Origin of the sequence: Nocardiopsis sp. ATB16-24, from assembly GCF_030271535.1 — a bacterium.
Classification (GTDB): domain Bacteria; phylum Actinomycetota; class Actinomycetes; order Streptosporangiales; family Streptosporangiaceae; genus Nocardiopsis.
Map to the genome: position 1 here is coordinate 1 of NZ_JASCXJ010000035.1, position 12,769 is coordinate 12,769.

Genomic DNA, 12,769 nt, shown 5'->3' on the forward strand with positions numbered 1-12,769 from the left:
TGTCCGCGGGCAGGCTGGTCAGCCAGTAATCGGTCGGCGCGTCCTGGTGCGGTGGCCACTCGACAACCCGCGTCTGAGCGGGCAGCACCCCATCCCAGGCCCCACTGCCACCCGCACCGGCCAGGGCCGCCTGGCGGGCGGACCTGCCCGCCAAACGCACCTCCATGACCAGGAAGCGACCCCGTATCGCCCCCCGCGAGCCCTGCCGCCAGGTGCACCCGCGCAACGCGGCGCGCCCCTGTTGCAGGACCAACTCCTTCAACGACCGGTCCGGGGTCCGGTACCGGGGCAGAGCCGGGCGCCCCGTACCCGCCTCCCGCTCGGGAACTTCGGGCACCGCCCCACCGGGGTGGGCGTTGAGATCACCGCGCACCGCGACCACGTAGTCCAGGCCCCGCTCAGCCAACCCCTGACGGAAACCGTGGACCTGCCCATGCCCGGCGTCGGCCACCACCACCTTCTCGGCCAACCCCCAGGAGCGGGCCTCATCGATCATGTCCAGGGCCAGCCGCCACTTCTCGCGGTGGCCGACCTGCTCGGGCACCCCGGTTTTAGCTCGACGCGGATCGGTCGGATCCGCCCAGTCCTTGGGCAGGTAGAGCCGCCAGTTCAGGGTCCATCCCCACGTGCGTGAGGCTCACTTCGCGGAACGCAACGTGGAGCGCTCCCCTGGCGGTCCATCCCCACGTGCGTGGGGCTCACCAGGGCGACGAATCGTGCGGGGGTGAGGGTCTGCGGTCCATCCCCACGTGCGTGGGGCTCACCGACGCGAGCGGGGCGGATACCGGTTCCACGACGGTCCATCCCCACGTGCGTGGGGCTCACCTGGCCACCATGGGCAGCCCGGTCGGCGCGATCGGTCCATCCCCACGTGCGTGGGGCTCACGCTTAACGACCTGCGACAACGCGGGGCGTTATCTCCGCGAGACCTACCGGTCGGTGAAGAAAAGGCCGATCCCGGCCATCCTCACCAAAAACCCGCGAAAAGTCCCACCCCACGCTAACTCCACCTCACAGCATGCTCTCATGACCGCCGGAGCACACCAGAATGACCACCGATTCCCCCGATCTCGCCGATGGTTCGACCTACATCGATCTCGGCCTTTGGGCTAAGGGACGCTACCTCCGCGGCCAGCGCTACCCGTACGCCCTCGTCCTGTGGGACATCTTCGTGAGCCTCACGTACGTGGGATGGACTCACCGGAGCGCATCCCCGTGCTGGCCTGGACTGGTGGCCAACACCAGAGGGAGACGGCGGGCGTCGGTGATCAAGTGGATCGTGGTGGCCTGCCCGCCCCGGGTGCGTATCCACGCGAGCGAGGCCCTGCTCTCCCTGACGGCTGCCGACGACCCCGATGTGCTCGTCCTGGACGTGCGCTCCGACTGACCCGACCCACACGATGGCCCCTCTCCGGAGGGGCCGTTTCCGCTAGGGCGCCCTGACTCGGAACCGTCACCGCGGTGATCCGCCGCATCAGGCTGGCTCCACTCGGGGCGGCACCCCACGGACGGCCGGAAGCCAGCACCTCGGGTGTGCACTCGCGCGCCAGACGCCCCCCGAGGAGGATCATGCTCAGCTTCACCCTGCACTTCGAGAAACGCGCCCGTTCACCGTCACCGTCGCGGCCTTCTTCCCCCGACGAGGCTCCGTTCTGACAGCTCTGTGGCCTACGCGCCGCGCGCACCGGCCACGACCGTGCCGGGTCAGGGACAGTAGTGCAGTCGTCCCTCTTCCGCCCTGCTGATCACGATCAGCGTGGTCATCCCCGGGAAGTGCGTGGAGCAGCATGCGCACACCGACATCACCAGGTCGTCGGCGGCCAGCGATGCGGTCGCCATGGTGAAGTGCTCGGCAGCGACCTCGCTGTAGGGCTCCAAGGTCAGCGCGGCCCGCTTGCGGTCACGCATCCAGCTTCGCCCGTGGTCGGCCATGCCGCCGCTCGTGGCGCGGCCGCCACCGAAGTCGTAGCAGATTCCACCCGAGCTGTTCCGCTCCTTCTCGCGGCGCCGGTGTAGGTGCCCGCGCGAGTCGCGCAGGTAACAGGGTCACCGCCACTCGGACGAGACCGTGATGCCGTGCTTGGCGAGCCGTTCGAGTCGCCGCTGGGCCATGGCGGCCACCACTCGCTCCAGGGAGTCGGCGTCGCCGGTCTCCTCCAGCGCCTGGAGCGGGCCCAAGAATTCGGGGTGCTGCTTGGGGTCGAAGAACCTGCGGAGCAGAGCAAGGTCTTTCATGGGCCCATCGTGCAGCTCCTCTCCCACCCGTGGGGCGGGAAGCGAAGAGTTTCCCCACGCGGGCTCGTGCGAGCGGCCTCCTCAGGCCTCCGGCGAGCATGCGCGGGAGCATGCCAGCGCGACACAGCCCCCTGCGTCTCGGTCTCGGAGGTTGTGGGGTCGGCGCCAGGGTCCGCTTGAAGGCGACCACGGTCGCGCCGGGGAGCCCACTCAAAGGCCCTTGCAGGCGGTCGTCGTGTAGGACGCTTACGTCCCGGTGGGTCGGGGTTGCCTGGGAATGTCACCTCTGAGTAAATTCCCGGTGAGCTGGCCCAGGAGCGAGAAACGTTTGCCCTCCCCCACCACGAGCAACGTCTCCAGGTTCGCTCGCTGGACAGGGGTGATCAGCTCGCACAGTGCCTGCCGCAGTTGCCCGGTGACCTCCTCCCGGATCTGAGAGACCAGCCGGGCCAGCGTGCTCACCCCGTCGAAGAGCGCCTTGGGCCCGTCGGTGGTGGTCCACACCTGAACCCGCAGCCATTCCTCCAGGTCCGGTCGGCGCTCGGAGAACTCGACGAACCCGTACTCGCGGCGAATCTCTTCGGCGTGATCGTGCCGTGTCTGCTTCCGGGAGGGGTAGTCGGACAGGCAGGCCGGGTCGTCGACGTCGAGCTGTTCGGCGAGGTAGACCACGGCCTCTTCAGGGACCTGGGACAGGTCGGCGAGAAAGGTGCCCAGGTAGCGGGCTGTGCATAGCTGCACCGCGTACCCGAGCCGGTTGGCCTCGCGGCGCTTGGGTGTGATCAGCGCCCGGTCTGCGTCGTCCAGGAAGAAGTAGCGGTCCAGGTCCGCGCGGGGGACGGGGCCGGTGTAGCGGCCTTAGCGGGCTGCTTGCTCATCGGTGAGGAACTCAACTGGCATGTCCCCAGAAGGTAGAACCCTTCCCGCGAGGCTTAGCGCGGGTTTTCGTTCCGATGTTCCTCAGCCCCCGGGCCGCGCACCTATGACTGGGCTCGAGCCGAGATCCACCCCTGGAGGGAGCCGGGCAAGGGCACTGGCTGCTGGCTCGCAGGAGCCTCACCGATATCGCTTACTACATCTGCTTCGCCGGCGAAAGCGCGACACTGGTCGAATTGGCGGAGTGTCCGTATCCCGGTGGGCAGTCCAGGAATGCTTCCAGGCCGCGAAGAACGAGACCGGGCTGGACCCACTACCAAGGACCCACTACCAAGTGCACGGGTATCGGGCCTGGTACCGGCACATCACCTTGTCCATGGCCGCGCTGGCGTTCCTGGTCCGGGCTCCGCCAGAGCGTTCCAAAGGGGGATCAGAACACGTCTGGAGCGTGTGTCCGATCCCCCTGAGCGTCAACGAGATCCGCCGTTTGCTCAACCGGGTGGTGGTGAGGGTCTCTGATCCAGTTGAGCACGTGCTGGCGTGGTCGTTGTTCAGAGGCCGGTCCCAGCAGCGGGCTCGGGTGAGCCATTACCGCAGACGCACAGGCAACAACCTATCGTTGGAGTACTAGCGGGCTCCGTTGCTTGTTGGTGTGGGTTTCAGCCGGATCGCTACGGGGCTGTGATCAGCACTGGTGCCTCACATCCCCGACTTTGAAATAACCCTGGGCCTTTACCGGTATCGCCTGCATCCTGATCTGCTATCGCATACTCACCAAATGAGATGAACTCTTAGCTCTCGCTTCTTGCAGAATGTGCTCCAGGGATGTGCCCCGCCGAACGCCGGTTCTCTTTCCGGTCTACGCCATGCCGCCACCGTAGGAATTCCAGTCCGATGTCTTGGTGTTTTACTATTGGGCCTGTGGGCCAGCAAAACGGCAGCGAGAGCTGCCACTTCCTCAACCTCCAGCGCTCCCTTTTTGACCCCGATCATGCTTTCGTCTCCTTAGCTTCGCTTTATCACAAGGGTGGGTTCCCATGTTTACGACGCGGAAGATCAACATCCTTGCTTGCAAGCATGGCTAGTGCTTGGCACAATACCGACCGTGTCTGTCGTGGGTCGATTACATCGTCTACCAGTCCCCGCTCGGCCGCGTAGTAAGGGTGGACCAGCTCACGCTGGTATTCCTCGATGCACTCTTTCCGTGTCCGCTCAGGGTCCTCCGAAGAGGTGATCTCCTTCCGGAAAACGATATTTGCTGCTCCCTCGGCTCCCATAACAGCGATCTCGTTTGTTGGCCAGGCCAGGGAAACATCGGCACCCACCGATCGTGAATCCATGACGATGTAGGCACCACCGTAGGCCTTACGCATGACCACTGAGACCCGGGGTACCGTCGCGTTACAATAAGCGTACAGTAGTTTTGCACCACGACGGATGATTCCCTGATGCTCCTGCTCTACCCCAGGCAAGAAACCGGGCACGTCCACGAGCGTTATCAGGGGGATATTGAAGGCGTCGCAGAACTGAACAAAGCGGGCACCTTTCTCGCTCGCTTCCATGTCTAAGGCTCCCGCTTGGAAATTTGGCTGGTTGGCCACAATTCCCACGGTCTGTCCGCCGAGTCGCGCCAGTGAACACACGATGTTGGGAGCCCAGTCCGGATGGATCTCTAGATGTTCGCCGTTGTCGACGATCTCTTCGATCACTGAACGCACATCGTAGGAGCTACTACCGTTGGTCGGTACAATTTCTAAGAGTGCGTCCCCTACTCTGTCCGTAGGGTCTGTACAAGGAATTCTGGGCGGCAACTCCCGGTTATTGGATGGTAGAAGGGAAAGCAGGAACCGTACATCGGCTAAGCAACTTTCCTCATCGTCGTAGACACCGTGAGCCACCCCCGACTGTCTTCCATGGACTTCCGCTCCTCCCAGTTCATCGTGGGACACTTTCGCACCAGTAACCGCCTCGACCACGTCAGGTCCGGTGATAAACATCTGTGAGATTCCTCGCACGGCGAAAACAATATCTGTCAGTGCCGGGGAGTAGGCAGCGCCGCCTGCGCACGGCCCTAGCATGACTGATATTTGCGGGATCACACCAGAGGCCCGGGTGTTGCGCCGGAAAATACCCCCATATCCTGCTAGCGCTGTTACACCTTCTTGGATACGTGCTCCAGCCCCATCGTTGAGGGATACTAACGGCGCGCCAGCAGTCAGCGCCATGTCCATAACCTTTTGGATCTTCTGCGCGTGTGCTTCACCGAGGGCGCCGCCGAAGACCCGAAAATCATGGGCGTAAACGAAAACGGTCCGGCCCTCCACCGTCCCCCAACCAGTCACGACCCCATCGGAGTATGGCCGTCGGGACTCCATACCGAATCCAGTGGCTCGGTGTCGGCGCAACGGCTCGACTTCGGTGAAGCTACCCTTGTCCAGCAGCAGATTGATCCTCTCACGGGCCGTCAGTTTGCCTTTGGCGTGTTGTCGATCGGTCGCCTCAGGGGAAGGTCCGTCATGAGCCTGGGTACGGACACTCTCGAGTTCCCAGAGAAGTTCGGGGAAGTTGGAGGCTGCCAATGTCACTGTTCTCATCCCTCTGTATGCTCGAATCGGTGAGTGGCCTGGTTATGACGACGCCTGTGGTGAAGCTTCGTCGAGATGGCCGCGACGGCTGCCGTGGCGAGAGACACGAGCCCACCCGTGTACAGCCCCGCTCTTACGCTGTAGGCATCGCTGATTCCTCCGATGATCAGAGCCCCCAACGGCGTTGTACCGAGGAAGACCACCGTGTGCAGTGCCATGACCCTGCCTCGGAGGGTGGGGTCGCTTCCAAGTTGGACGCGATGATTCGCAGCCTGGGAGAAGTAGAGGCTAGTAAAGCCTGTCAGAAATAGGGTCCCCATCGCCGCGGTGAAGGTTGGAGCCCAGCCCACCAACGTCGCCGTTGCCCCGAAGGCCACTGCCGAACCCACGACGACACCTTGGGCAGGACGGCCGGAGCGGGTGGTGGTGACTAAGGCCCCTAGCAGAGAACCGGCCGCCATCGCCGTGGTCAACAGGCCGAAGGCCGCTGGGCTAGTTTCGAAGACAGTTTTAGCGAGAAGGGGAAGGGTCAGTTCGAAGTTCATACCGAAAAGCCCAATTGCGGCGACCAGACTGAGTGGAAGAACCAGGTCTGGTCGGGAAGCCACATAGCGAAGGCCGTCCACGATACGCGCTCTCCCTGGAGAGAGCGCGGTACGATGCAGTTCGTCGGAACGCATCATGCGTAGTACGGCCACCGTCGCTAGAAAACTCGCGGCATTGAGGAGTACCACGGGCCCTGGTCCCACGGACGCTAGCAGCAGTCCTCCCAGTGCTGGACCGGCGACGCGAGCGGTATTGAAGTAAGCCGCACTGAGCGCCGACGCGTTCGGAAGAAGTTGCGGGCCGACCATCTCCTGAACGAACGACATCCGGGTGGGGACCTCCACCGCGCTGACTAAACCGAGGCATGACGCGAATACGTACACATGGCCCAGACGCACGATGCCGGTGAGGACCAAGATCGCCAGAATTAGAGCCAGCCCAGTGGAGGCCGCATTGCTTACGGTCAGGAGGGTTCGTTTGTCCAGTCGATCGGCAAGGCGGCCCCCGAGCAGGGTGAGTAGGAGTATTGGAGTAAACTGGAGCGAGGTGACCGTCGCCAGAGCAATGGCAGAGTTTCCTGATAAATCCAGGACCAGCCAATCCTGGACAACGACCATCATCCACGTGCCGGATACGGATACGACCTGACCGGTGGCGAAAAGGCGGTAGTTCCGCACGCGCATCGAGCGGAACATGCTGGTGAACGCCTTTCCGACTAACGTCTTCTCACGTTTCACGGTCAATCAGACAGTCCTCCAGGAAGGCGAGGGCCCGCAGGTGGTAGGGACGAGCAGCCCAGCCGAGGCTGATGTTGTGTCCTGCCGCTGGCTGATGGTTCACGACCACACGAGGAGCGTTGGTCAGGGAGGAAGTCAGTTCCTCCAGAGACTGATCGTCATGACGCCACCAGAACTCGTGCTCGGCGAACGTCAGCTGAACTGGTATACGGATGTGTTTGGCAACAGAGCCGAAGACGCACGGCCACTCCTTCGCGTCGGTGGCCTCCCCGAGGGGCATGGGGTTGACCATGGGGCCGCTGGACTGAAACGTTCCTGGCGGATACAGACCCAGCGAGCCCCAGTTGCGCTTCCAACTGGTCCGCTCGTGTGGCGTGCCCAGGTCTGCTGCATCGGTTGCATAGCGGTGCCCGAGCCCGGATATGTCCAGTCCAAGGAGTTCTCGGTCATCGGCCGCCGCTGACAGGGCGAGCTTGCCACCAAAGGAGTGCGCAAGCAGGAAGATCCCTGCTCCCGCCTCCGGTTGCATACGGAGTTCCTTGATCGCTGTCCGCAGAATCAGCGTCTGTTCTGCGAGTGTCTGACCCTGGGGAAAACGGTCGGCGAACCGCCCGTACCCGGGTCTGTCCAGGGCAAGTACGGAGAAGCCGAGTTTCGCGCCCAGGGTCAGGAGCGAAACATCCGGATGGGCTGACCCGTGGAAGTAGCGGGCATTGACGCCGCCTCCATGCAAAGCAACGACCATGGCCCGGGGTGGAACCCTCTTGGGGAGCGCAAGAATCCCGGAGAGAGGTACTCCGTCAGCGTTGACAATGGTCTCCTCCGTTCCGTCGACATGGTGCGTTTCCCCTGCGGCAACCGTCATTGGAGCGCCTCGGCATGGGCCTTGGCATAGTTCAGTGTCGCTAGACTGTTTGCGCTCAGGGCCCCCTGCACGTAGCTTCGGGCATCCGCGACTGTAGCGTTCTCTCCTAAAATCCGAGCGATGTTCTCAGTGTTGAGCACGACAGTGTGCTGGGAGGAGGCCGTGACCCCTCTAGGCCCCTCCTCGAAGGTCCAGTATCCGGTGTGTAGGGCTAGCAGAGCGGGAAGGGTGACCTGCTTGTAAGCGATCTTGTGGTGCTCGATACAGATTCGATGAGACTTAGTGGTATGGACTGATCCGTCTTTAGCCCGGGTGCGCATCTCTAGAGTTTGTAGTCCAGGGGTCTCCTCTTCCAGGACGACCTCGGCCACGTGCGGGAGGCGCTCCGGCCACAAGTCTGCCGCGTTGACAAAATCGTACAGATCCTTGGACGAGCCGTTGACATGGACGGAGTCGGTGAAAGAAAAAGTGAGATCGTGGTCGGAATGGACACGCTCGACGTTAGACTTCAGCGCGCCCAGCTCCGAACGTGAATTACGGTCGACCGCTTCATCAATCCAGGCCAGTGCTTTAGGATCGTCACCGATCGCTCGGTAATCATGTAGCAGGCGTACACGCGAACGCTTGCCATCAAGGGGTTCGATGATCCATGTGCCCCCCATACTTGCCACCGGTGGGGCACTCACTTCCTGGCGGAATTCGACACGCAGGAGGCCTGGGTCCAGGATCCGTCGTGAGGTCCACGTCTTGACCTTGCCGTTGGCGGTGGCGCTGATCTGAATCCGCTCCTGGGCCCCCGTAGACCCCAGGTGGTCAACATAGATGGTCGGAGGGAAGATCTGCGGCCAGTTGACCACATCGGCGATGAGATCGTACACGGATTGAGCGGGGGCCTCGATAGTGATCTCGTGCTCAACCTGGCGGTGTCCTGTGGTGGGCATGGGAATCTCCTGTTCGTAGTTATGGGAGAAGCGCTCTAGAAATTGCCGAGTCCGCCGCAGACGTTTAGCGCCTGAGAGGTGATTGATGAAGCGAGGTCGGAGGCGAGATAGCCCACCAGTCCAGCAACCTCCTGGGGCGTAGAGTAACGGCCAAGGGGAATCTTCGCCTGAAAGCGGGTAAGAATGTCCTCCTCGGAGGTGTTGAAAGCCTCGGCGTATCCTTGGCGGACTCGCTCCGCCATCGGGGTCTCCACGTACCCGGGGCACACTGCATTGACAGTAATTCCCGTAGGTGCAAGTTCATTGCCCAAGGCTTTAGTCAGACCGACGACACCGTGCTTGGAAGCGGAGTATGGTGCTCCCAGCACGACGCCCTGCTTGCCTGCTGTTGAAGCGATGTTAATAATGCGTCCACGGTCCTTGTGTCGCATCCCGCCCGCGTTGAGAACTTCACGAGTCATCAGAAAGACGCTCGTTAGATTGGTGTTTATCACGTCAAGCCAAAGTTCATCCGCGATGTCTGCCGTGACACCACCACCACTGCGGCCCGCGTTATTGACGAGAACATCGATGGTGCCAAACTTCTCCACTGCGGCCCCAACGAAGGTGGAGACACTCTCCTTGGAGCGCACGTCCACCGCAGAGCCGTCAACCTCAATTCCCTCTTCGGTCAATTTTTTAATGGTTGACTCGACGTTGTCTGCTGTGCGGGACCCGATATAGACCCGGTGCCGTTGGGCTCCTAGGGATCTTGCGATCTCCAGTCCGATCCCGCTCGTGGCACCAGTGACAATAGCGACGCGAGTACCGTGTTCAGTCATTTTATTCGTCCTTTCATAGAGGGGTTTCATCTGTTCCCGAATCACCCCGATGGATCGCCGACCGACCTAGGAAGTAATAGCCAGTTGTGCGTTGATGACCTTGATAAGTGAGCCGGGGGTCATGCTCTCAGTGAGAGTCTCGTCGTCGAGTCGAATGTTGAACTCGCGTTCGATTCGGCTTCCCGCTTCCAGCAAGGCGAGTGATTCATAACCCAGCTCTTCGAACTCGACGTCGAGGATGTCTCCGTCCAGATCGACACTCTCATCTTCGCCGGCGGCCTCACGCAGGATTCGGCGCAGGTCAGTGAGCGTGAATTCTTTATTTGACATGTCAGCCCTTCTCTTTTGTGTGGTCAGGAGCCTGTCTCACCCAGGGCCAAACTGGGTGAAACAGGGTTCTCAACTGGAGTGCTAGGGGTTATTCCGGGACACGCACGACCATGGCGGAGTTGAAACCACCATGGCCCCGCGCAAGGACCATTGCTGACCGTGGACTGGCGGCGCGAGCTTCGGGTCCTAGCAGGTCTAGGCCCAGGTCCGTATCTGGAGCAACATTGACGGTCGGAGGAATCACGCCGTCTCGCAAACAGAGGAGTGCCGCTGCGATGTCCAGTGGTGCTGCACCCGAGTACAGACGCCCGGTCATCGTCTTGGGCGCGGTGACAGGGACACCACCTCGGCCGAAAACCGCGTTGATTGCCTCGGCCTCCGAGCGGTCCAGCTCCGGGATGGCCGAAGCGTCAGCGAACACCACGCCCACATCTTCAGCACGCATGCCTGCGTTGGCCAGAGCCGACAGCATCGCTCGTCGCAGCCCTGGTTCTCGATTGCTGCCTGGCTGAGGGTCGAAGGTGGAGGCATAGCCAGCGATCTCTCCGTAGATGGTGGCACCACGCTCCCGCGCGGTCTCCGCAGGCTCCATTACGAGAATGGCCCCTCCCTCACCAGGCACATGTCCACTCGCTCTGTGGTCGAAGGGCAGATAGGCGGTACTGGGGTCCTCGCTCGTACTCAAGCGGCCTCCAGCTAGTTGAGCGACCCACCCCCAAGGGCAGATAGAGGCGTCGACTGCTCCCGAGACGACAAGGCGGACTCCTTTGCGAATCTGCCTGCGCGCTTGAGCGATCGCGTCCAGTCCTCCGGCCTGATCGCTGACAATAACGCTGCTGGGTCCCTTCATCCTGTGGCGGATGGAGATTTGACCACTGTTGACCGCATAGAACCAGGCAAAGGATTGGTAAGCACTGACATGCTCGCTTCCCAAACTCCAGAGCTTTCGCAATTCGTTCTGACCGAACTCGAAACCACCGGAAGAACTGGCCGTGGTGACGCCCATATCAGATTCGATCATGTCGGCGGTATTCACCCCGGAATCGGCCAGAGCCCATTCCGTAGCGACCAAGGCAAGTCTGGTCATCCGGTCGGTCTGCGGTATGAGGCGGCTCGGCAGATGATCACGCGCCTCGAACCCTAGGATCTCCCCAGCTAAGCGTGCGGGATAGGGGGCGGGGTTGAAACTTTGGATCCGGCCTAGCCCGCTCTTACCGTTTAGAGTCGCTGACCAAAATTCCTTCGTTCCCAAACCATTGGGTGAGGCCACGCCCATACCAGTGACAACGGCCGTGACACTCATGGCATTCTCCTGTCAGGACGAGCCAACACCATGGCGCTCTGAAAGCCTCCGAAGCCGCTGCCGACAGTCAAGACGGCATCAACGATCTGATCTCGCGCGACCAGGGGTACGTAGTCCAGGTCGCACTCGGGGTCAGGAGTGTGTAGGTTAGCGGTCGGCGGTACTACACTGTGCTCCATTGCCAACGCCGAGGCAGCGATCTCGATAGAGCCGATGGCGCCCAACGAGTGGCCGATCATGGATTTGATGGAGCTGACAGGTGTCCGGTATGCGTGATGTCCCAGGCTTTTCTTGAACGCTGCCGTTTCATGACGGTCATTCTGTTTGGTGCCGGACCCGTGTGCGTTGATATAGTCGATATCCCCAGGATTGAGCTGTCCTTCATCGAGGGCGACTTCTATGGCCTCGGCCATCTCGGCTCCGTCGCGTCGTAACCCGGTCATATGGTAAGCATTGCTGCGCGTGGCATATCCCGCGATTTCTGCGTAGATGTGGGCACCACGTGCCCTAGCCGCGTCAAGCTCTTCAAGAACGAACACTGCGGCGCCCTCACCAAGAACGAACCCGTTCCTACTGTTGTCAAAGGGGCGTGATGCCCGTTCAGGGGAGTCGTAGCGGGGGGTCGTGGCCTTGATGGCGTCGAAGCAAGCCATCGTGATGGGGGAGATCGGGGCGTCGGTGGCGCCCGCAACAATAATGTCCGCTGATCCCTCCCGAATCAGTTCGACGGCGTAGCCCACCGCGTCGATTCCCGAGGTGCATCCAGTGGAGACCACGGTGCAGGGCCCCTCTGCCCCGACCTGCCACGCGACCTCTGTGGCGAAGGAACTGGGGACGAAGTGGTTGTACAGGTGGGGTACCGCGTACTCGTGGTCGACGAGGTCAAGCCGGCCTCCGTCACTGACTACGCGGTATTCCTGGTCGAGCCCCATCGTGGCGCCTACAGCACTGCCGATGGTGACACCGATGCTTCCGGGGTCTAGCTCCTCCGAGCAAAGACCACTATCGGAAACGGCTCCGCGTGCTGCGGCCAGTGCCAACTGGGCTGCGCGGTCGGTGCGCCTGACTACCTGGGGCGTGAGGCCGAAGTCGTAGGGGTCGAAGTCGATCTCAGCGGCCACGCGTGAGCGGAAGGGGGCGGGGTCGAAGAAGGTGATCCCGCGTGTGGCAGTCCTGCCTTCGGTCAGTAGGTCCCAAAAGCTCGCTACACCGATTCCCCCCGGGGCCAGAACGTCCATTCCAGTGATGGCCACGCGTCTGCCTGTCACGCTGCCTCCCTGAAGCGGTCTGGTTGGGGTGTGCTACTCATCGGATTTCTCCTCACAGTGCGTCTGCTGTGCGGTCATGCACTGATGTCGCAGACCGCGTCGCCGCTGCCGACGGTTTCTCCTACGGTGATCTTGAGGCCGGTGACCGTCCCGGCCTTGTGCGCGGTCAGCGGCTGTTCCATCTTCATGGCCTCGATCACGACCACCGTGTCGCCCTCGGCGACCTCGGCGCCCTCCTGGGCCACGAGCTTGACCACGGTGC

Annotated in this window: 14 protein-coding genes, 2 pseudogenes and 1 CRISPR repeat array; of the genes and pseudogenes, 2 read left to right on the forward strand and 14 right to left on the reverse strand. The window is 62.0% G+C overall.

Annotated elements, in window-relative coordinates; translation table 11 throughout:
* The coding region (locus PFX91_RS22855; protein WP_285735195.1) for a transposase at window positions 1-595 on the reverse strand (595 nt) is incomplete at its 3' end.
* A 17-nt stretch (window positions 596-612) separates the two neighbouring features.
* A CRISPR array of direct repeats spans window positions 613-886; the repeat unit is 29 nt; unit sequence CGGTCCATCCCCACGTGCGTGGGGCTCAC.
* Between the two features lie 162 nt (window positions 887-1,048).
* Between PFX91_RS22855 and PFX91_RS22860 the strand changes: the two genes are divergently transcribed.
* Window positions 1,049-1,387 carry a hypothetical protein gene (locus PFX91_RS22860; protein WP_285735175.1) on the forward strand — a complete coding sequence of 113 codons (339 nt, stop codon included), beginning with the start codon at window positions 1,049-1,051 and terminating at the stop codon, window positions 1,385-1,387.
* Between the two features lie 317 nt (window positions 1,388-1,704).
* Here the strand turns inward: PFX91_RS22860 and PFX91_RS22865 are convergent, their stop codons facing one another.
* The 3 genes and pseudogenes from PFX91_RS22865 to PFX91_RS22875 form a co-directional block, all read right to left on the reverse strand.
* Window positions 1,705-1,932 carry a hypothetical protein gene (locus PFX91_RS22865; RefSeq protein WP_285735177.1) on the reverse strand — a complete coding sequence of 76 codons (228 nt, stop codon included), beginning with the start codon at window positions 1,930-1,932 and terminating at the stop codon, window positions 1,705-1,707.
* A gap of 114 nt (window positions 1,933-2,046) precedes the next feature.
* A complete protein-coding gene (locus tag PFX91_RS22870) occupies window positions 2,047-2,235 on the reverse strand; it encodes a hypothetical protein (protein ID WP_285735179.1) in 189 nt (62 codons plus the stop codon).
* Window positions 2,236-2,538: 303 nt separating this feature from the next.
* Window positions 2,539-3,135: pseudogene (locus PFX91_RS22875) on the reverse strand (DUF4158 domain-containing protein); the annotation flags it as partial.
* 63 nt (window positions 3,136-3,198) lie between these two features.
* Between PFX91_RS22875 and PFX91_RS22880 the strand changes: the two are divergent.
* A pseudogene (locus PFX91_RS22880) lies at window positions 3,199-3,544 on the forward strand (IS701 family transposase); the annotation flags it as partial.
* 338 nt (window positions 3,545-3,882) lie between these two features.
* Here PFX91_RS22880 and PFX91_RS23205 read toward each other — a convergent pair.
* The 10 genes from PFX91_RS23205 to PFX91_RS22925 all read right to left on the reverse strand — a co-directional run.
* Window positions 3,883-4,104, reverse strand: coding sequence for an acyl-CoA carboxylase epsilon subunit (locus PFX91_RS23205; RefSeq protein WP_352231718.1), 222 nt, complete (start codon window positions 4,102-4,104; stop codon window positions 3,883-3,885).
* A gap of 26 nt (window positions 4,105-4,130) precedes the next feature.
* On the reverse strand, window positions 4,131-5,690 hold the full coding sequence (locus tag PFX91_RS22885; RefSeq protein ID WP_285735198.1) for an acyl-CoA carboxylase subunit beta: 1,560 nt from the start codon (window positions 5,688-5,690) through the stop codon (window positions 4,131-4,133).
* 11 nt (window positions 5,691-5,701) lie between these two features.
* Window positions 5,702-6,979, reverse strand: a complete 1,278-nt coding sequence (locus PFX91_RS22890; protein WP_285735200.1) for an MFS transporter — start codon at window positions 6,977-6,979, stop codon at window positions 5,702-5,704.
* Window positions 6,969-7,844: an alpha/beta hydrolase gene (locus PFX91_RS22895; protein ID WP_285735181.1), complete on the reverse strand. Its 876-nt coding sequence runs from the start codon at window positions 7,842-7,844 to the stop codon at window positions 6,969-6,971. The genes PFX91_RS22890 and PFX91_RS22895 overlap by 11 nt, the downstream gene beginning before the upstream one ends.
* Entirely contained in the window at window positions 7,841-8,785 is a 945-nt protein-coding gene (locus tag PFX91_RS22900) for an aromatase/cyclase (protein WP_285735183.1), read from the reverse strand. Before PFX91_RS22900 ends, PFX91_RS22895 begins: the two co-directional genes overlap by 4 nt.
* A 35-nt stretch (window positions 8,786-8,820) precedes the next feature.
* Entirely contained in the window at window positions 8,821-9,606 is a 786-nt protein-coding gene (locus PFX91_RS22905; protein ID WP_285735185.1) for an SDR family NAD(P)-dependent oxidoreductase, read from the reverse strand.
* A 66-nt stretch (window positions 9,607-9,672) separates the two neighbouring features.
* The gene (locus tag PFX91_RS22910; RefSeq protein WP_285735187.1) at window positions 9,673-9,936 is read right to left on the reverse strand and encodes an acyl carrier protein; all 264 of its coding nucleotides are present in this window, start codon (window positions 9,934-9,936) and stop codon (window positions 9,673-9,675) included.
* A gap of 88 nt (window positions 9,937-10,024) precedes the next feature.
* A complete protein-coding gene (locus tag PFX91_RS22915; protein ID WP_285735189.1) occupies window positions 10,025-11,239 on the reverse strand; it encodes a ketosynthase chain-length factor in 1,215 nt (404 codons plus the stop codon).
* Entirely contained in the window at window positions 11,236-12,507 is a 1,272-nt protein-coding gene (locus PFX91_RS22920; RefSeq protein ID WP_285735191.1) for a beta-ketoacyl-[acyl-carrier-protein] synthase family protein, read from the reverse strand. The genes PFX91_RS22915 and PFX91_RS22920 overlap by 4 nt, the downstream gene beginning before the upstream one ends.
* 74 nt (window positions 12,508-12,581) lie before the next feature.
* On the reverse strand, window positions 12,582-12,769 hold a 188-nt coding region (locus tag PFX91_RS22925; protein ID WP_285735193.1), incomplete at its 5' end, for a biotin/lipoyl-containing protein.

Bases quoted from the DNA above. Each gene is read 5' to 3' on its own strand.
- PFX91_RS22860 (WP_285735175.1), top strand. From the start codon at position 1,049: ATGACCACCGATTCCCCCGATCTCGCCGATGGTTCGACCTACATCGAT.
- PFX91_RS22865 (WP_285735177.1), bottom strand. From the start codon at position 1,932: ATGGCCGACCACGGGCGAAGCTGGATGCGTGACCGCAAGCGGGCCGCG.
- PFX91_RS22870 (WP_285735179.1), bottom strand. From the start codon at position 2,235: ATGAAAGACCTTGCTCTGCTCCGCAGGTTCTTCGACCCCAAGCAGCAC.
- PFX91_RS23205 (WP_352231718.1), bottom strand. From the start codon at position 4,104: ATGATCGGGGTCAAAAAGGGAGCGCTGGAGGTTGAGGAAGTGGCAGCT.
- PFX91_RS22895 (WP_285735181.1), bottom strand. From the start codon at position 7,844: ATGACGGTTGCCGCAGGGGAAACGCACCATGTCGACGGAACGGAGGAG.
- PFX91_RS22900 (WP_285735183.1), bottom strand. From the start codon at position 8,785: ATGCCCACCACAGGACACCGCCAGGTTGAGCACGAGATCACTATCGAG.
- PFX91_RS22905 (WP_285735185.1), bottom strand. From the start codon at position 9,606: ATGACTGAACACGGTACTCGCGTCGCTATTGTCACTGGTGCCACGAGC.
- PFX91_RS22910 (WP_285735187.1), bottom strand. From the start codon at position 9,936: ATGTCAAATAAAGAATTCACGCTCACTGACCTGCGCCGAATCCTGCGT.
- PFX91_RS22915 (WP_285735189.1), bottom strand. From the start codon at position 11,239: ATGAGTGTCACGGCCGTTGTCACTGGTATGGGCGTGGCCTCACCCAAT.